Source organism: Bradyrhizobium septentrionale, assembly GCF_011516645.4.
In the GTDB taxonomy this organism is placed as follows: Bacteria; Pseudomonadota; Alphaproteobacteria; order Rhizobiales; family Xanthobacteraceae; genus Bradyrhizobium; species Bradyrhizobium septentrionale.
Genome location: NZ_CP088285.1, coordinates 6,678,125 through 6,694,946, shown reverse-complemented (window position 1 = coordinate 6,694,946; position 16,822 = coordinate 6,678,125). Strand labels below are relative to the sequence as shown.

Sequence of the window (16,822 nt, the reverse complement as noted above, 5' to 3'; positions counted from 1 at the left end):
TTCAGGATCAGGGCCGGCGTGATACTCCGGCTCGGTGAGATCGGGCCGCACGCGGCACCAGCGTTCTCGCCGTTGCCACGTCGGTCACCAATATCGTCGCGTAGTTGTTGTTGAGCGCCGCGTAGACCGCGTCGATCTTGTCGGTTCCGCCGGCAATGCAGATTCGTTCCGGCACCTTGGCAATCTCGTCCAGCGTGAGGCCGATCATCTGATTGTCGAGCGCGCCCAGGAGCGGCTTGCCGTCCCGGTCGATGAAACGTCCACTCACGACGCCGACCGCGCCGCGCGCGAGATACGGCTCGATCTTCTCCGGCGTCATGTATCCGCTGCGCATCGCGGTACCCGCGTCATCCACACTGCCGACGCCGAACAGCACCTTGTTGCTCGAGTGGATGATCTTGAAGGTCTCGACCAGCGCCGGCTCCTGCATGAACAGGCGCTTGATCTGCGCCGTGGAGACGATGCCGGGGGCGTGCAGATTGACGCATCGCGCGCCAAGCTTGTTGGCGATGTTGGAGGTGCACAGTTCCGGCGAGAATTCCGTCGTTCCGATCGAGCAGCCGGTGATCTGGGTAACCGTCACACCAGGCAGCTTCATCTCGGGCAACGCGGCCGACAAGGCCTGCACCGTCCGCCCCCAGGAAACGCCGAGCACGTCGTCGGGCTGCAAACGCTCGATCAGCAACCGCGCGGCGGCCATGCCGATCCGCTCGTGCACCGGCAGCCGACCTCCATCGTCAGGCACGACGAGGCAGTTGGACAAGCCGTAAGCGTCGGCCACTTCGCGTGCGAGACCGATGGTCTGCAAGTGCCGTGACGAGACCGCGATGGTGACGATGTTGCGGTCGCGGGCCTCCTGCAGGAAGTTCACCACCGACGCGCGCGAGACGCCGAGCTGATCGGCGACCTCCTCCTGCGTCATGCCCTCCTCGTAGTAGAGCCAGGCCGCCCACACGACCGGATCACTGTCGAACTCTGCAGGAATCGACAACGCCCGGCGCTTGATGCGCGGCGGTGTCACTTTGCGTTGCAGCGTCCTGGTCATCGGCGATCGCGGCCTCAGTGTCGGATACACAAAATGCACATCGAGTTGACAATTGTCAATTGGCTCGATTAATTGCCAATTAGTTTTGTCGAATGTCACGACCGGTGCTGCGGTGCCGAAGCGTTGTGCGGGATTTTCTCGATGTCGAAGCAGAACTGGACCGCGCTGATCGACGATTTGGTGGCTGGCCGCTGGACCAATCCGCTGACCGGCGCCCGCGTGAAGGTGCCCTACGATTCCATCGTGATTGAAGACAGCCTCGAGGGCCGCGAGGCCGAGTTGGTTGCGTCCCTGAAGCTGGGGCACAGCCTTGCTCTGGTCGCCGATCAGGCGACCTACGACGCGCTGGGCGTGCGGATTGCAAGGGCACTGCGCGAGATCGGCTCCGTCGAGGCCATCGTTCTCGATCGTCCGCACGCCGACATGGCCGAGGTTCGCAATCTGACCGAGAGACTGCGCGGCTTCGATTCCGTCGTTGCCGTCGGCTCGGGTACCGTCAATGACCTCTGCAAGTATGTCACCGGCCTCGACGGGCGGCGTTATTGCGTGTTCGCGACCGCCGCTTCGATGAACGGATATACCTCCTCCACCGCTTCGCTCACCCTCGACAGCGGTCTGAAGGTGTCGCTGCCCTCGCACACACCTGCCGGCTTCTTCGTCGATCTCAAGGTGTCCGCCGCGGCGCCGCCCTATCTCGCCGCCTCCGGATTCGCCGACTGCCTCGCCCGCTCAGTCGCCCAAACCGACTGGTGGATGTCACACCGGCTGTTGGGAACGGCGTACTTTCATGAGCCTTACACGATCCAGGCCGCCGACGAAGTTGAGCTCAACAAGCGCGCCGCGAACCTGCCCAAAGGCGATATCGAGGCGATGGGGTATCTCTATCGCGTGCTAACCCTGTGCGGACTGGGCATTTCGTTCACCGGCATTTCGCACCATGGTTCGATGGGTGAACACCAGATCTCGCATTACATCGACTGCTTCGCGGGAGCGCGGCATCCGGGCAGCCTGCACGGCCAGCAAGTCGGCATCGCGTCGCTGAGCATGGCGCGCCTGCAGCAGCACATGCTTGCCAGCGATCAGCCGCCTTCGGTTCACGCCACCCCTATCGACGCCCCCGGCATGGCCAGCCGCTTTGGCGATGAAGTCGCATCGCAATGCCTGGCGGAGTTGAAAAAAAAGGCTTTCGACCGCGACGGCGCCATCGCATTCAATCGCAAGCTCGACGACACGTGGCCTGACTTGCGGCGCGAGCTCGCCGGGTTCGCGATCCCGGTCGGCGAGATGAAGCGACTATTGTCGGCTGCGGGCGGCGCCACGACGGCGACCGAACTGGCTGTGCCCGTCGATCTCTATCGCGAGGCCATCGTGCATTGTCGCGAGATGCGCAACCGCTTTTCGTTCCTCGACATTGCCGCAGACGCCGGGACGCTGGAGGCGTTTGCGCAAGGCGAACTTTGAGAGGGAGGCCTGTGACATGACCGCAAAGCCGCTTGTCGCCGTGACCGGGGCGAGCTCCGGCATCGGAGAAGCGACCGCCCGCGCCTTCTCCGCGACCGGCCACCCCGTGCTGCTGATGGCGCGCCGGATCGAACGGCTGGAGGCGCTGCGTCTGCCCAATTCGGTCTGTCGCAAGGTGGACGTGCGTGATCGCGCGATGCTCGCCGCGGCGGTACGTGACGCCGAAGCAAGGTTCGGCCCGGTGGACATGATGTTCGCCAATGCCGGCATCGCAAGGCTCGGTGACGTCGGCAAGCAGGACCCCGCCGACTGGGACGAAATGATCGCCATCAACGTCAACGGTGTCATGAACAGCGTACATGCCGTCATGTCGGGCATGATGGACCGTCGCCACGGTACGCTTGTCATGATGAGTTCGATCGCTGGGCGCAAGGTCTATCCCGATCACACGGTCTATTGCGGGACCAAATATTTCGTCCACGGCGTCTCCGAGAGCCTTCGCGAATATCTGTCCGCCTACGATGTTCGCGTGATCGTCATTTCGCCCGGCATCATCGAGACCGAGGTCCTGGATGGCGTGAAGGACCCGGTGACACGTGCGAGCTATGACGCAAACAAGGCGGCGATCGGCGGCGGCATCGGGGCCGAGCACGTCGCCGACCTGATCCTCGACGCCTACAACCTTCCGCAAAAGGCGCTGGTGCAGGAGATCTGCATCACGCCGACTCGACAAAAATACTGAGCGCTCAGCGCCGACCTTCAGGAGCCGACCATGACCGACAGTGAACTTCAGTTGCGCGAGGCGATCATCGCGAAATGCCGCTGGATGAATGCCACGGGGCTGAACCAGGGCACGTCCGGAAATATCTCCGCCCGCCACGGTAACACCATGCTGATTTCACCGTCGGCAACGCCTTACGACCTGCTCACGCCCGATATGATCGCGGCAATGCCGATCGAAGGCGAATACGGATCATGGCGCGGTCCGCTCAAGCCCTCCACCGAATGGCGCTTCCATCTCGACATCATGAAAGCGCGACCCGACGTCGGAGGTATCGTCCATACCCATGCGACCTATTCCACCGTGCTGGCGATCGCGCGCAAGGAGATCCCGGCATGCCACTACATGATGGCGGCCTTTGGCGGCATGAACGTGCGTGTTGCCGACTATGCCAGGTTCGGCACCAAGGAACTATCCGAGCATGCACTGAAAGCGCTGGAGAATCGCACCGCCTGCCTGCTGGCCAATCACGGAATGATCGCCACGGGGACATCACTGGACAAGGCGATGTGGCTGGCGGTCGAACTCGAGACCATTGCCCGGCAATATTATCTCTCCCTGGCGATCGGTGGACCGGTATTGCTGAGCGAGGCCGACATCAGCGAAACCGCCGCTGCATTTGGCAGCTACGGCGTACAGGATCCGCCGGTCAAGGCGAACGCAACACCATAATCGGCACGGTGGAAAACCACCTGACCGGCTTCGACGATTCGCAGATGCAGGATCTGATCACGCTCGCGGCGAGCCGGACGCAACCGGATTGTCCGCCGGTTTTCGCAATGGCTCGATATCGGCGACGAATCCAATCCGGATGATGCGCTACCCACGAATGATCGAGCGCCGCGCCAGGGCGACGGCGGTTACCATCTCAACGCAGCCGTGCGCACGGGCGCGTCCCAGAGCGCGGCCGTTTCGGCATCGAGCAGGCTCACGGTGAGCGAGCAACCCGCCATGTCCAGCGAGGTGGCGTAACTGCCAACCAGCGAACGGGCGATGCGCAGGCCACGACTTTCGAGCATCCGGCGCGCCGCGTTGTACATCAAATAGAGCTCGATCGTCGGCGTGCCGCCGAAACCGTTGACGAGCAGCAGCGCCTCGGCCCCGGCACGCGCGCCGAGATCCTCCGCAATGGCCGTCGTCATCTCGGCGGCGATCGCATCAGCCGCTGCCAGCTTGACGCGGCGGCGTCCCGGCTCGCCGTGAATGCCGACCCCCATCTCCATCTCGTCTTCGCCCAGCGCAAAGGTCGGCGTGCCCGCGGCCGGGACGGTGCAGCTGGTCAGCGCGACGCCCATCGAGCGCGTCTGCGCGTTGACGCGCTCGCCGAGCGCCACGCAGGAGGCGAGATCGGCGCCCTTCTCGGCGGCCGCGCCGACGATCTTCTCGACGATCAACGTGCCGGCGACGCCGCGGCGCCCGATACTGTAAGTCGACTTCTCGACCGCCACGTCGTCGTCGGTCACGATGGTCGCGGTGCGGCCCTCGGCGATCTCGGCCGCCATCTCGAAGTTCATGCGGTCGCCGGCATAGTTCTTGACGATGAACAGGACGCCGGCGTCGCCCGCGACCGCCTGGGCCGCCTCGACGATCTGGTCCGGCGTCGGCGAGGTGAACACCTGCCCGGGACAGGCGGCGTCGAGCATGCCGTAGCCGACGAAGCCGGCATGCAGCGGCTCATGTCCACTGCCGCCCCCCGACACCAGCGCAACTTTCTTCGGGTTCAGCTCGCGGCGACGGACGAATTTCCGCTCGGCCCCGAGCATGACGAGGTCGGCGTGCGCGCTCGCAAAGCCGTCGAGGCTCTCGGCGAGAACGTTGTCGACCGCATTGATGAACTTCTTCATTGTTTCCTCCCCGCTTCGTCCGTTCGGCGTTTCTCGCCTATTTTTCCCGCATGATGGCAATCAGCCGCCGCGTGAACTCCTGCAGCAGCGCGTCGAGCTCGGCGTTGCGCTTGGCGCTGCCGAGATCCGGCAGATGCAGCGTCAGGGTCCGCTCGTGCGAACCTTCGCTCAACCGGCCGACGCGGCGCGGATGTGCGCGCGCATAGGCGCGAAGGAAGGCCGTCTTCGCCTGCGGCGGAAAATGGCAGACATCGAAGATCGTGTTGAGATGCTGCACCGGTATCGGTACCGGATAGGCCGGATTGCTGATCTGGCTGACGAAGCTGCGGTTCTTCCCCATGGCATGGGCCAGCCGGAGCCGCATGCCCGACGGACGGCTCTCCAGCACCTCCTTGAAGATGCGCTTGTAGACCGCAACTGCACCGGCCTCGGGCGCGTCATCGGCCGCCATATCAGCCAAGGCCGCCTCCACCGCTCAGCCGGTCGATGGTCTGCTTGATCTGCGCCAGCGCCGATGCGTTGACCGAGAGTTCGCGCAGCCCGCAATTCAGCAGGGCCGGCAGGCAGCGCGGATCACCCGCCATGTCGCCACACAGGCTGACGCCGATCGCAGCGCGCCGCCCATGCTCCGCGGTCCGCGCGATCAGTTCGAGCACTGCCGGATGCAGCGGATCCATCAGGAGGGCGAGAGCTCCGTTGGAACGATCGCAGGCCAGGACATATTGCGCGAGATCGTTCGAGCCGATCGAGAAGAAGGACGCCTTGAAGCTCGCAATCGCCAGGGCCGCCGCCGGAACCTCGACCATGATTCCGAGCTCGGGCAGCATCGCGGCAATGCCGTCCGCCTGCAAGCGCTGCACGACATCGGCGAACAGCTTCCGCCCCGCCTCGAGCTCGTCCGCCGACGTGACCATCGGGAACATGACCTTGAGATTGCCGCGCACCGCGGCCCGCGCCAGCGCGCGGAGCTGAACCGCAAAGATCTCGGGCCGGGCAAGGCACAGCCGCAGGCCGCGCACCCCGAGGAACGGATTGGCTTCGCCGTCCAGCGTGAAGCCCGGCACCGGCTTGTCGCCGCCCGCATCGAAGGTGCGGATGGTGACCGGCCGCTGGCCGGCCCAATGCAACACCTCGTCATAGGCCTGGAATTGGGCCTCCTCGTCCGGCAGATCGCTCCGCCCGGCGAGCAGGAACTCGGTGCGCATCAGGCCGATGCCGTCGGCATATTGCGCGTCGGCATGTTCGAGATCCTCGACGCGCTGGATGTTGATGAGGAGCTTGATGTGCTCGCCGCGCCACGAGGCCGTCGGCCGCCGCAGGATCGCGCGCGCGGATGCCCTGCTCTTGCGATGGCTGTCGCGTCGCTTCTCGAACGTGCGGACCTGCTCGACGCTGGGATCGAGCTCCAGCGTCGCGCCTTCGCCGTCGAGCAGTGCCGTGGTGCCGGTGTCCGGAATGGCACCGAGCTGCACCACCATCGGGATGCCGCGCGCCCGCGCCAGCATCGCGACATGACTGGTCGGGCTGCCGCGCAACAGCGCCAAGCCGCCGCCGCCGGACCAGTCAATCTCGAGGAATCGCGATGGCGGCAGATCGTCAGCACAGACCACGCCCCCGCTCGGGATCTTCAGCGGCTGGTCCTGGTCGCCGCCCAGAATGTGGATCACCCGATCGCGCAAATCCGCGAGATCGGAGGAACGCGCCTTCAGATAGTCGTCCGGTGCGGAATTGTAGTCGGCGATGTGGGCGTCGAGCGTCGAGCGCCATGCGATATCGGCGGGACGTCCCTCGCCGATCGCCCCGAAGATCGCCTCGATCAAATCCTCATCCTCCAGCAGCGCGACCTGGAATTCGAGAATCTGCGCGGCTTCGCCGCCGGCGCTGGCGGCAAGATCGGCGATCTGCCCGCTCGCGACGTCGATCGCATTGCGCAGGGCCAGCGCCTCCTCGACCAGCGTGCCGGCCACTCGCTCGCCGGCCGCGCCCGCGTCGACACGGACCAACGGGCCGTGGGCAAAGCCGATCGAGGCGGTCCTGCCGCGGTAGGCCAGCCCTGCAGCGCCGCCCTGCATGCTACGGTGCTCCATCCGGGAAATCGCTTGCGATCAGATCGACCAGCGCCGCGACCGCAGCCTCGGCATCGCTGCCGGAGGCCTTGATCTCGATCGTGCTGCCGTGTGCGGCGCGCATCGCCATGATCTTGGCCACGCTCTTGGCGTTGATCCATTCCGGCGCGTCCGCGACCCGCACGGAGATCTGCGCCTGGAACTTCTTGGCGAGCTTGGTCAGCTTGACCGCGGGGCGCGCGTGCATGCCGACCGCATGCACCAGCCGCACATTGCCGGTAACGATTTGTCCGTCCGCTTTATCAAGCATGCTCATCATCCATCATCGCTTCGCCGACGCCTCAGTCGGCAGAGAGTTCCTCGGCCACGGCCTTGACCTGGGCCAGCGAGCTGCCGCCCGCAGCTTCCGTCGCCGCCATAACGGCGCCCTCGACGATCGGCGCGTTGCAGACGACAACGAGATCACGCCGCGCCGGCTCCAGCATCTCGACCGCCATTTCGCTGTTGGTCTCGGCGCCGCCGAGGTCAACCAGCACGGCAACGCCCTTCGACGACCAGGCGTCGTTGATGGCGTCGATGATCAGCGGCACGCTGGTGCCGAGACCACCGTCGGGATTGCCGCCGCAGAAGGCGACCTTGACCTCGCTGCCGACCATCTGCCGCACCATGTCGGCGGTTCCCTTGGCGATATCCAGGGAATGGGAGACGATCACGATCCCCACGGTGTCGGTCATTGCCGCGCCTCCAGGCTGGAGCACACAGCGTGCAGCAGCAAACAGCTCGACCGCGCCCCGGGATCGACATGGCCGACGCTGCGCGCGCCGAGGAACGACGCCCGCCCCTTGGTGGCTTGCATCGGCGCCGTCCGCTCGACCGCTTCAGCCGCGGTGCTGCGCACCCGCGCGATCAGATCGGGCTGGCCGGCGCCTGTTTTCAGCGTCTCCAGCACCGGAACGAGCACATCGAGCATCGTCTTCTCGCCGGCCTGCGAGCGGCCGCGCGCGCTCACCGCGTTCACGCCGCTGCCGAACACGTCGGCGAGATCGTCAGGCAGGTGCTTGTCGTGCGACAACGCCTCTCCCGCGGCAAGAAAGAAGCTGCCGTAGAGCGGGCCGGAGGCGCCGCCGACCGTCATGACCAGGGTCTTGCCGATCGTCTTGAACGCCTCGTCGAGCGGCTGCGCCGAGATGGCATCGAGCTTGCCGAGCACGGCTTCGAAGCCGCGCTTCATGTTGGTCCCGTGGTCGCCGTCACCGATCGCCTGGTCCAGGCTCGTGAGCTCCGGCGCGCTGGCGATGACTTGCTCGGCGGCGGCCTTGAGCAGCGACTTGAACGTCTCTGACTGCACCGACATTGATCTGAACCTCTTACGCCTCTATTGAACCATCGCGCCGACGCGCTGCCCGGCACGGTCGAAACACAGCGGACGCACCAGTTGCAATTCGACCTCCTGACCGGCCCGCAGCGGCTGATGCGGATCCGCCAGCGTCACCAGCGTTTCGCCCTTATAGTCCAGGTGAACGTGATTCTGCTCGCCGAGGTGCTCGACCCGATGCACCCGCCCGATCATCTGCCCGCCATTGCGCGTGGCGATCTGCAGGTGCTCGGTGCGGATGCCGACCGTCTCGGTTTCCGGCGGCATCGCCACATCGGACAGCAGCCGCGCGGGCAAGAAATTGATCTGCGGCGTCCCGAGCCGAGAAGCGACGTAGCTCGAGGAGGGATTTTCGTAGATCTCCCTCGGCGTGCCAAGCTGAAGCAATCGGCCATCCTTGATCACGCCGATCCTTGATGCCATCGTCATGGCTTCGACCTGGTCGTGGGTCACGTACAGGATGGTGGCGCCGAGTTCGAGCTGGATCCGCTTCAGCTCGAGCCGAAGCTCGGCGCGAAGCTTTGCATCCAGCGACGACAGCGGCTCGTCCATCAGATAGATCGAGGGATCGCGCACCAGCGCGCGGCCGATCGCGACCCGCTGCATCTCGCCGCCGGACAGGCGGGTGGCGCGATTGTTCAGCTTGCTGGCGATATGCAAGAGCTCCGCGGTCTGCTCGACGCGCTTGCGGATCAACGGCTCCGGCACGCGCCGCGCAGGAGAGCGCAGCGGGAACGCCAAATTGTCATAGACCGACAAATGCGGATACAGCGAATATTGCTGGAACACGAACGCGATGTCCCGCGCACCCGGCGGATCATGCGTCACGTCGCGCCCGTCGATCATGACCGAGCCGGCGTCGGGACTCTCGAGCCCCGTGATCAGCCGCAGCGTCGTGGTCTTGCCGGCGCCGCTCGGCCCGAGCAGGACGAGGAATTCGCCGTCGCCCACCGTCAGCGAGAGGTCGCGCACCGCCTCCACCGCGCCGAAGCGCTTGCTGATGTTGCGCAAGCTGACGTCAGCCATGGCGCACGCCCTCCTCGCTGGCGGTCCTGATCGCAAGGCCGCTGCCGATATCGAACAGCGCGAGCCGCTCGGAGTTGAATTCGAGGCCGATGGTCTCGCCGATCCGCACCGAGGCGCTGGACGGCAGCCGCGCCGCGACCCGCCCATACGCCGTGTCGACAGTGACGATCTGCGTGGTGCCGAGATATTCCGCGCCGAACACCTCGCCGCGAACGGGTCCGGCGTCGGCGAAGCGGATATGCTCCGGACGAACCCCGAGCGCCAGCGGCGCGCTCGCGCGGTCCTCGCGGATCTCGGGCACCGCGAGCCTGGTGTCGTGGAAATCGATCGCCCGGTCACCGGATCGCAGGCCGCCGTCGAAGCGCAGGAAGTTCATCGGCGGCGAGCCGATGAAGTCCGCGACGAACATGCTGGCGGGCCGGTCATAGACCTCCTGCGGCGTGCCGATCTGCTCGACACGCCCCTTGTTCATGATCGCAATCTGGTCGGCCATCGACATCGCTTCGAGCTGGTCATGGGTGACATAGACCGTGGTCGCCTTGATGCGATCGTGCAGGTCGCGTAGCTCGCCGCACATCAGATGGCGGAACTCGGCGTCGAGCGCACCCAGCGGCTCGTCCATCAGGAAGGCCTTCGGGCGACGCACCATGGCGCGCCCGAGCGCGACGCGCTGGCGGTCGCCACCCGAGAGCTTTGATGTCTTGCTCGACAGCAGATGCTCGATCCGCAGCATCCGCGCGGTCTCCTGCACCCGTTCGCGAATCTCGTGCCTCGCCATGCCCTGGCACTTCAGTGGAAAGCCGATGTTCTGCCCGACATTCATGTGCGGATAGAGCGCAAACAGCTGGAACACGAAGGCGATGTCGCGGGCGGCGGCGCGGTGGAAGGTGACGTCCTCGCCGTCGAGCAGGATCTTGCCCTCGGTCGGCAGCTCGAGGCCGGCGATCATGCGCAACGTGGTGGTCTTGCCGCAGCCGGAGGGGCCGAGCAGTGCGAAGAAGGTGCCGTCGTCGATGGTGAAGGTCGAGCCTTCCACCGCCGTGAACTGATCGAACGATTTGCGCAGGTTCTCGATGCGGATCTGTGCCATGGCCCTATTCCGGAAAATGGCTGACGATGACGTAGCCGACCGTGCCGGCGAGAATCGTCACGAAAGAATAACTGTACAGATCGATCGACCAGGGCTGCACCAGCATGAAGATGCCGCCCCCGATCAGGGTCATCGCAACGGTCTCCCAGCGGCTCCGCTGGAAAAAGCGATGGAGTGCCCCTTTGCCTCCCTGGGTAACCGCAGAACCGCTCATTTGCGCACCGCTCCGAAGGTGATGCCGCGCAGCAGATGCTTGCGCAACAACACGGTGAACATGACGATCGGGACGACGAACAGCGTGGTCGCGGCGGCAACCGCCGGCCAGTCCTGCCCGCCCTCACCGATGATGAAGGGGATGAAGGGCGGCATGGTCTGCGCCTCGCCGCTGGTCAGCAGAACCGCGAAGGCGTACTCGTTCCAGGAGAAGATCAGGCAGAAGATCGCGGTCGCCGCAATTCCGGTGACGGCCTGCGGCAGCACCACCTTGCGCAGCGCCTGCAGCCGCGTATAGCCGTCGACGAGCGCAGCCTCCTCGTACTCCCGCGGGATCTCGTCGATGAAGCCCTTGAGCAGCCAGACCGCGAGCGAGACATTCACGGCGGTGTAGAGCAGGATCATGCCGAGCCTGGTGTCGGTCAGATTGAGCTGCCGGTACATCAAATAGATCGGGATCGCGACCGCGACCGGCGGCATCATCCGCGTCGACAGGATGAAGAACAAGAGATCGTCGGCCAGCGGAATCCGGAAGCGCGAGAACGCGTAGGCCGCGAGCGTGCCGAGGAAGACGGCGAGGAAGGTCGACCCGAAGCCGATGATCAGCGAATTGACGAAGCGCGGCACGACCTTGGACGGCCCGGCAATCACCATGTCATGCTTGCGCACGAGCTTGTCATACCAGGTCTCCGGCGCCGGCAACTTGGCGATGAAATCGGGTGTCTGGCGGGTGCGCACCGTGAACAGGTTGACATAGCCTTCGAGGGTCGGCTCGAAGATCACCTTGGGCGGATAGGCGATGGCATCGCTTTGCGACTTGAAGGCGGTGGCGACGATCCAGAGCAGCGGCAGGATCGTGATCAACGCATAGAGGATGACGAGGGTGCCGGCGAACGCCTTGGTGCGCGGCGAGGCCTCGACGATCGAATGTGCGGTGGATTTGGCAACAGCAGCGGTCATCGTTGCTTCACCTTATTGAGCGCTTTGACGTAGATGTTGGCGGCACCGAACACGGTCACGAACAGGATGATGGCGAGCGCGGAGGAATAGCCGGTGCGCCACTTCTCGAACGCCGCGCGCTTCAGCGTGATCGACACCAGTTCGGTGGTCGATCCAGGCCCTCCCGAGGTCAGGAGATTGACCATGTCGAACATCTTGAAGTTCTCGATCGCACGGAACAGCACCGCAAGCATCAGGAACGGCACCGTCATCGGCAGCGTGATCGACCAGAACTGCCGCCAGGGCGAGGCACGATCGACTTCGGCGGCCTCATAGATGTAATCGGGAATCGAGCGCAGCCCGGCGAGGCAGATCAACATCACGTAAGGCGCCCACATCCAGGTGTCGACCAGCACGATGGTCCACGGTGCGAGCGAGACCTGCCCGGTCATGCTGAACGAGCTCGGCGGCACCCCGGTGAACAGGCTGATCAGATAGTTGAATGGCCCGATCTGCGGCTGCAGCAGCAGCGTCCAGAAGTTGCCGACCACCGCCGGCGACAGCATCATCGGCAGCAGGATGATCGTGGTCCAGAAGCTGTGGCCGCGGAATTGGCGGTTGATCAGCAGTGCAAGGCCAAATCCGACCACCACCTGCAGCGCCACCGACGAGATCACGAACTGCGCCGTGGTCTGCAGCCGGAACCAGACATCCTCGTCGGTGAGGATATCCCTGAAATTGTCTAGGCCGACGAACCGCAGCGGCAGATAGGACATGCTGAGGTTGAGGCTCGTGAAGGACAGCCGGATCATCCAGATCAGCGGAAAGATGTTGATCGCGAGCAGCAGCGTGATCGTCGGCGCAACGAACAGCCACGCAATGGTGCGGTCCGACAGGCCGCGGACACGCCGCGCGGCGCGGGATTTGGCGGGCTCGTTCACGCCCGGGATCATAGCATGATCGGGTTGCAGGATCGTGGTCATCTGTCCCATCGGTTGGCTGGTTCGGCCTCCCCGAGGCGGCGCCCCGGGGAAGCCAGTTCGGTAAAGTCGCGTGGTCGCGAGCCTATTGCGAGGCGACTTCCTTGCCCTGCTCCTTGAACACCTTGGTCCAGTCCTTGACCAGGAGATCGAGCGCCTGCTGCGACGTGCCCTTGTCGGCGACGACGTAGTCATGCACCCGCTTCTGCATGTCGAGCAGCAGCTGCGCGTAGGACGGCTCGGCCCAGAAGTCCTTGACGATGCCCATCGACTCCAGGAATTGCGGCGCGAACGCCGCGCTCTTCGGGAAGTCGGGCGCATCGACCACCGCCTTCAGCGCCGAGTAGCCGCCGATCTGCCACCATTTCTGCTGCACGGCCGGCTGCGCGAACCACTTGATATAGGCGAGCGCGTCGTCCTTGCGGTCCGAGGTCGCAACCACCGAGATGCCCTGCCCGCCTAGCTGGGTGAAATGCCCCTTCGGGCCGGCCGGATTGACGAAGAAGCCGATCTTGTCGCCGCCGACATTCGGATCCTTGTAGAGGCCGGGGAAGAAGGCGAACCAGTTCATCTGCATCGCCACCTGGCCGGACTTGAATGCATCAAGCCCTTCCTGCATGTAGGCGTTGGTCATGCCCGGCGCTGTGCAGCACTTGTAGAGCTCCTTGTAGAATTCGAGCCCCTTGGCGGCATCGGCTGAATTGACGATGCCCTGCATCTGGTACGGCTTCTTCGGATTGTCGTAGCCGAAGCCGTAATTGTAGAGCACGTTGGTCACGCCCATCGTGATGCCTTCCGAGCCGCGCTCGGTGAAGATGTAGGCGCCATAGACCTTCTTGCCGTCGATCTCGCGGCCCTGGAAGAACTCCGCAATTTGCTTCAGCTCGTCATAGGTCTTCGGCGGCGCCAGATCGCGGCCGTACTTGGCCTTGAACGCCGATTGAATCTCGGGACGCGAGAACCAGTCCTTGCGATAGGTCCAACCCACCGCGTCGGCCATTGCCGGCAGCGCCCAGTAGTTCGGCGTATTCTTCGGCCATTGCGAGTAGCCGACGACGGTCGCCGGGACGAAATCGTCCATCGAGATCTTCTCTTTGGCGAAGAAATCGTTGAGCTTGACGTACCACTTGTTCTCGGCGGCGCCGCCGATCCACTGGCTGTCGCCGATGATCAGGTCGCAGAGCTTGCCATGGGAGTTCAGCTCGTTGAGGAAGCGATCCGCATAGCTCGTCCAGGGGACGAACTCGTATTTCATCTCGATGCCGGATTGCTTGGTGAAGTCCTTGCCGAGTTCGACCAGCGCATTGGCGGGATCCCACGCCGCCCAGCACAGCGTAAGCTGCTTGCCTTGCGCTGCAGCCTCGCCCCCACCGAATGCCCCGAGCAGCGCAGCCCCGAGGACCGCCGTCGCCGCAGAGCTACCTAGCCATTTGAAGCTTCGCATGTCCGTTTCCTCTCTCGTTGATGCATCTAACCCACGCTGCGCGCCCCCTGCCGGAGCGACGCAAAGAACCTGAAGCCGAGTTGAGGAGCGATGGGTGAAGAACGAGACAGATCCATCCGAAACCTTGTTCGGACGGGCGGGCTCCTCCCACACATCAGCTCGATGCGCGATGTTTAGTTTTTCTTAGTAACTAAACGTATTACTAAATTTCGACGGCCGTCAAGCGGGTTTCGCGCGAGCCCAAAGGGAATTGCGCGCCTGCCGATGCAGTACCGCGATGCAGCAAAAACGGCTTGTATGCTAGCCGTCCGTGATCATCGGTCTGGTACGCTTGGACGTTTTCGCACCGGCTAGATCGAGGGAGCGCCGGAAGCCAGACTGTTCCCGATGTTTAGCAAATCTCTTTACTGAACGTTCAATGGAACGATGGCTCCGGCAAAGACCGATGCACGACGCCGGCACGTGTTGGAACTCGCTCGCCTGGCCGGTTCGTCAGGACACTGGAAATCTTTCGGCTCTAATGTGGTCCGCGTGTCAGATCCGCCTCGCGGCAGAGGAGCCGCAGCGAGGCGAATTCGAGACAGGCTTCATCGCACGCAACCGTCGCGGCTTCTGCCGCATCAGATTCCTCACAGGCTGACGATCTCCGTGTCCACGTTGCCCGCCACCAGACCCGCCGCTCGCAAGAGGCGCGTTGGGCAACGCTGGACCAAGGCCATTCGGCTCGCTCGCGGCTGGCACGGCGCGCGCAGGATATGGGCGAAAATGATCGCGATGCCGATCGCGATGCGGATTGCGGTCGTCGGCGCAGCGATCGTCGTGCTCCTTCCGCTCGCTAACGTCGTTTTTCAGGTTGTCCGCAAGCCGACCGAGCTGTTCTTCTTCGTGGGCACGGCGCTCGACAAGGAGCCGACGGAGACCTGGCGGCAGTATGGAGCACATTTCCGCGCCTACTCCACCGACACTGTCACGCCTGAGCTGCTCGCGGCGCTGGCGCAGACCGAGAGCTCCGGGAATCCGGTGGCGCGCACCTATTGGCGCTGGCGGCTGAGCTGGAATCCTCTCGCGATCTACAAGCCCGCCTCGAGCGCCGTCGGCCTTTATCAGATGATTGACGCGACGTTCGCGGAAGCGAATAACTATTGCATCCGCCAGCACGCGGTCGTTGCGACGGACTGCTGGTTCAACAGCCTGTATGTTCGCACGCTACCGAGCCATGCCACGGAACTCACTGCGGTATCCCTGGATCGCGGCGTCGCCAGAGTTCTCGCGGCAGCGCCGAAGAGCACGGCGAATCCGCAACAGAAGCAGGACCTCGCCGCTCTCATCCATCTGTGCGGCACCGGTCCCGGACCGGCCTTCGTGCGCCGCGGCTTCCAACCGGCCGCCGGCGAACACTGCGGCGATCACCTCGTCGCGGCGTACCTTGCCAAGGTCAACCGGATGAGGCGTCAATTCGCGAAGCTTGCTGCGAACGACAGGGGCTGAGCTCGGAGTGGGATAACCGGCCGGCACGAGCTGGACCAGCTAGCGAACGGCCTCGAATCCGGCGAGAACCGACGTCAGGTTTTTCCCAAGAATGTCGGACAGATATCCGCCCTCCTGCACCAACACGGTCGGAAGTCCAAGCCGTGCAATGGCGCTGCCGATGCGTCCAAATCCGCCGGTGGTGACGGCAAGACCCGCGAGAGGGTCGTGCTCGGACGCATCAAGGCCGAGCGCGACAACCAGCGCACCCGGCTCGAAGGCGCGGATCATCTTTTCCGCAGTGACAAGCGCCTGGATGTAACCGTCATCCCCGGTGCCGATCGCCAGGGGAACGTTGAGATTGGCGCCAAGCCCAGATCCCGCGCCGCGCTCATGCGCGTAGCCCCAGACGAACGGGTTGAAGAAGGTCGGATCGGCGTGGATCGAAACCGTCAGCACGTCGGACCGTTCGTAGAAGATGCCCTGCGTGCCATTGCCGTGATGCACGTCGACATCAAGGATCGCGACGCGCTCGTGCTTGAGGCGGAGATGCGCGGCTGCGATCGCGCTGTTGTTGAGAAAGCAGAAGCCGCTGGCGAGATCGCGATAGGCATGATGGCCGGGCGGACGGCATAGCGCGTACACCGCATCCTCGCCGTCCATCACCATCTGCGCGGCGGTCGTCGCAACGTCGGTTGCCGAGCATGCGGCGGCCCAGGTGCCCGGCCCGATCGGGCATGAGGTATCGATGGTGTGCCAGCCGAGCTTGCCGACGATGTGCGTCGGATAGGTACCGGCGTTACGAACCGGATGCATGTTCGCGATCATCTCCGGCCCGGAATCACCGAGCGCCGACCAGGCGTCCCAGGCTTCGGCAAGGAAGCTCAAATATTCCGGGCTGTGCACACGGGCGCGCGGCCCCTGTCCGAATGCGGTCGGCGCGACCAGCGTGTGCTCGCCTGCCCTCAATCCTGCCAGCAAACGATCGGCGCGCTCGGGCTGCTCCGTGGTGCGCGTGACCACACCGCGCACGAGGAAGAATTGCGGATCGTGGCTGCGATGCAGTTCGGTATAGACGGCCTTCACAAGCT

At 64.4% G+C, this 16,822-nt stretch carries 18 protein-coding genes; 4 read left to right on the top strand and 14 right to left on the bottom strand.

Going from position 1 to position 16,822, the window contains the following annotated elements:
• Window positions 1–7 precede the first annotated feature (7 nt).
• Entirely contained in the window at window positions 8–1,045 is a 1,038-nt protein-coding gene (locus HAP48_RS33460; RefSeq protein WP_165123155.1) for a sugar-binding transcriptional regulator, read from the bottom strand.
• Window positions 1,046–1,186: 141 nt separating this feature from the next.
• On the opposite strand from HAP48_RS33460, the gene HAP48_RS33455 reads away from it, so the two are divergent.
• The 3 genes from HAP48_RS33455 to HAP48_RS33445 are packed head-to-tail and all read left to right on the top strand — an operon-like array spanning window position 1,187 to window position 3,959.
• The gene (locus HAP48_RS33455) at window positions 1,187–2,506 is read left to right on the top strand and encodes an iron-containing alcohol dehydrogenase (RefSeq protein WP_166204108.1); all 1,320 of its coding nucleotides are present in this window, start codon (window positions 1,187–1,189) and stop codon (window positions 2,504–2,506) included.
• Window positions 2,507–2,522: 16 nt separating this feature from the next.
• Window positions 2,523–3,248, top strand: coding sequence for an SDR family oxidoreductase (locus tag HAP48_RS33450; RefSeq protein WP_166204107.1), 726 nt, complete (start codon window positions 2,523–2,525; stop codon window positions 3,246–3,248).
• A gap of 30 nt (window positions 3,249–3,278) precedes the next feature.
• Entirely contained in the window at window positions 3,279–3,959 is a 681-nt protein-coding gene (locus tag HAP48_RS33445; protein ID WP_166204106.1) for a class II aldolase/adducin family protein, read from the top strand.
• A 188-nt stretch (window positions 3,960–4,147) separates the two neighbouring features.
• Here the strand turns inward: HAP48_RS33445 and dhaK are convergent, their stop codons facing one another.
• The 12 genes from dhaK to HAP48_RS33385 form a co-directional block, all read right to left on the bottom strand.
• Window positions 4,148–5,131, bottom strand: coding sequence for a dihydroxyacetone kinase subunit DhaK (gene dhaK, locus HAP48_RS33440; RefSeq protein WP_166204105.1), 984 nt, complete (start codon window positions 5,129–5,131; stop codon window positions 4,148–4,150).
• Window positions 5,132–5,168: 37 nt separating this feature from the next.
• A complete protein-coding gene (locus tag HAP48_RS33435) occupies window positions 5,169–5,582 on the bottom strand; it encodes a hypothetical protein (protein ID WP_029078456.1) in 414 nt (137 codons plus the stop codon).
• Between the two features lies 1 nt (window position 5,583).
• Complete coding sequence (gene ptsP, locus HAP48_RS33430) at window positions 5,584–7,203, bottom strand: phosphoenolpyruvate--protein phosphotransferase (RefSeq protein ID WP_166215405.1); 1,620 nt, start codon at window positions 7,201–7,203, stop codon at window positions 5,584–5,586.
• Between the two features lies 1 nt (window position 7,204).
• Complete coding sequence (locus HAP48_RS33425; protein ID WP_224496720.1) at window positions 7,205–7,507, bottom strand: HPr family phosphocarrier protein; 303 nt, start codon at window positions 7,505–7,507, stop codon at window positions 7,205–7,207.
• 31 nt (window positions 7,508–7,538) lie between these two features.
• On the bottom strand, window positions 7,539–7,931 hold the full coding sequence (gene dhaM / locus HAP48_RS33420; protein ID WP_029078453.1) for a dihydroxyacetone kinase phosphoryl donor subunit DhaM: 393 nt from the start codon (window positions 7,929–7,931) through the stop codon (window positions 7,539–7,541).
• The gene (gene dhaL / locus HAP48_RS33415) at window positions 7,928–8,551 is read right to left on the bottom strand and encodes a dihydroxyacetone kinase subunit DhaL (RefSeq protein WP_166204103.1); all 624 of its coding nucleotides are present in this window, start codon (window positions 8,549–8,551) and stop codon (window positions 7,928–7,930) included. Before dhaL ends, dhaM begins: the two co-directional genes overlap by 4 nt.
• A 21-nt stretch (window positions 8,552–8,572) precedes the next feature.
• The gene (locus HAP48_RS33410) at window positions 8,573–9,598 is read right to left on the bottom strand and encodes an ABC transporter ATP-binding protein (RefSeq protein WP_166204102.1); all 1,026 of its coding nucleotides are present in this window, start codon (window positions 9,596–9,598) and stop codon (window positions 8,573–8,575) included.
• On the bottom strand, window positions 9,591–10,688 hold the full coding sequence (locus HAP48_RS33405; RefSeq protein ID WP_166204101.1) for an ABC transporter ATP-binding protein: 1,098 nt from the start codon (window positions 10,686–10,688) through the stop codon (window positions 9,591–9,593). Before HAP48_RS33405 ends, HAP48_RS33410 begins: the two co-directional genes overlap by 8 nt.
• A gap of 4 nt (window positions 10,689–10,692) precedes the next feature.
• The gene (locus tag HAP48_RS33400; protein WP_166204100.1) at window positions 10,693–10,902 is read right to left on the bottom strand and encodes a hypothetical protein; all 210 of its coding nucleotides are present in this window, start codon (window positions 10,900–10,902) and stop codon (window positions 10,693–10,695) included.
• On the bottom strand, window positions 10,899–11,861 hold the full coding sequence (locus HAP48_RS33395; RefSeq protein ID WP_166204099.1) for a carbohydrate ABC transporter permease: 963 nt from the start codon (window positions 11,859–11,861) through the stop codon (window positions 10,899–10,901). Before HAP48_RS33395 ends, HAP48_RS33400 begins: the two co-directional genes overlap by 4 nt.
• A complete protein-coding gene (locus HAP48_RS33390) occupies window positions 11,858–12,832 on the bottom strand; it encodes a carbohydrate ABC transporter permease (protein ID WP_210292714.1) in 975 nt (324 codons plus the stop codon). The genes HAP48_RS33395 and HAP48_RS33390 overlap by 4 nt, the downstream gene beginning before the upstream one ends.
• A 73-nt stretch (window positions 12,833–12,905) precedes the next feature.
• Window positions 12,906–14,264 carry an ABC transporter substrate-binding protein gene (locus HAP48_RS33385; RefSeq protein WP_166204098.1) on the bottom strand — a complete coding sequence of 453 codons (1,359 nt, stop codon included), beginning with the start codon at window positions 14,262–14,264 and terminating at the stop codon, window positions 12,906–12,908.
• Between the two features lie 765 nt (window positions 14,265–15,029).
• On the opposite strand from HAP48_RS33385, the gene HAP48_RS33380 reads away from it, so the two are divergent.
• Entirely contained in the window at window positions 15,030–15,752 is a 723-nt protein-coding gene (locus tag HAP48_RS33380) for a transglycosylase SLT domain-containing protein (RefSeq protein ID WP_420869831.1), read from the top strand.
• Window positions 15,753–15,791: 39 nt separating this feature from the next.
• Here the strand turns inward: HAP48_RS33380 and HAP48_RS33375 are convergent, their stop codons facing one another.
• Window positions 15,792–16,817, bottom strand: coding sequence for a histone deacetylase family protein (locus tag HAP48_RS33375; protein ID WP_166204096.1), 1,026 nt, complete (start codon window positions 16,815–16,817; stop codon window positions 15,792–15,794).
• Window positions 16,818–16,822 lie beyond the last annotated feature (5 nt).

Bases quoted from the DNA above. Each gene is read 5' to 3' on its own strand.
- HAP48_RS33460 (WP_165123155.1), bottom strand. From the start codon at position 1,045: ATGACCAGGACGCTGCAACGCAAAGTGACACCGCCGCGCATCAAGCGC.
- HAP48_RS33455 (WP_166204108.1), top strand. From the start codon at position 1,187: ATGTCGAAGCAGAACTGGACCGCGCTGATCGACGATTTGGTGGCTGGC.
- HAP48_RS33450 (WP_166204107.1), top strand. From the start codon at position 2,523: ATGACCGCAAAGCCGCTTGTCGCCGTGACCGGGGCGAGCTCCGGCATC.
- HAP48_RS33445 (WP_166204106.1), top strand. From the start codon at position 3,279: ATGACCGACAGTGAACTTCAGTTGCGCGAGGCGATCATCGCGAAATGC.
- dhaK (WP_166204105.1), bottom strand. From the start codon at position 5,131: ATGAAGAAGTTCATCAATGCGGTCGACAACGTTCTCGCCGAGAGCCTC.
- HAP48_RS33435 (WP_029078456.1), bottom strand. From the start codon at position 5,582: ATGGCGGCCGATGACGCGCCCGAGGCCGGTGCAGTTGCGGTCTACAAG.
- ptsP (WP_166215405.1), bottom strand. From the start codon at position 7,203: ATGCAGGGCGGCGCTGCAGGGCTGGCCTACCGCGGCAGGACCGCCTCG.
- HAP48_RS33425 (WP_224496720.1), bottom strand. From the start codon at position 7,507: ATGCTTGATAAAGCGGACGGACAAATCGTTACCGGCAATGTGCGGCTG.
- dhaM (WP_029078453.1), bottom strand. From the start codon at position 7,931: ATGACCGACACCGTGGGGATCGTGATCGTCTCCCATTCCCTGGATATC.
- dhaL (WP_166204103.1), bottom strand. From the start codon at position 8,551: ATGTCGGTGCAGTCAGAGACGTTCAAGTCGCTGCTCAAGGCCGCCGCC.
- HAP48_RS33410 (WP_166204102.1), bottom strand. From the start codon at position 9,598: ATGGCTGACGTCAGCTTGCGCAACATCAGCAAGCGCTTCGGCGCGGTG.
- HAP48_RS33405 (WP_166204101.1), bottom strand. From the start codon at position 10,688: ATGGCACAGATCCGCATCGAGAACCTGCGCAAATCGTTCGATCAGTTC.
- HAP48_RS33400 (WP_166204100.1), bottom strand. From the start codon at position 10,902: ATGAGCGGTTCTGCGGTTACCCAGGGAGGCAAAGGGGCACTCCATCGC.
- HAP48_RS33395 (WP_166204099.1), bottom strand. From the start codon at position 11,861: ATGACCGCTGCTGTTGCCAAATCCACCGCACATTCGATCGTCGAGGCC.
- HAP48_RS33390 (WP_210292714.1), bottom strand. From the start codon at position 12,832: ATGGGACAGATGACCACGATCCTGCAACCCGATCATGCTATGATCCCG.
- HAP48_RS33385 (WP_166204098.1), bottom strand. From the start codon at position 14,264: ATGCGAAGCTTCAAATGGCTAGGTAGCTCTGCGGCGACGGCGGTCCTC.
- HAP48_RS33380 (WP_420869831.1), top strand. From the start codon at position 15,030: ATGATCGCGATGCCGATCGCGATGCGGATTGCGGTCGTCGGCGCAGCG.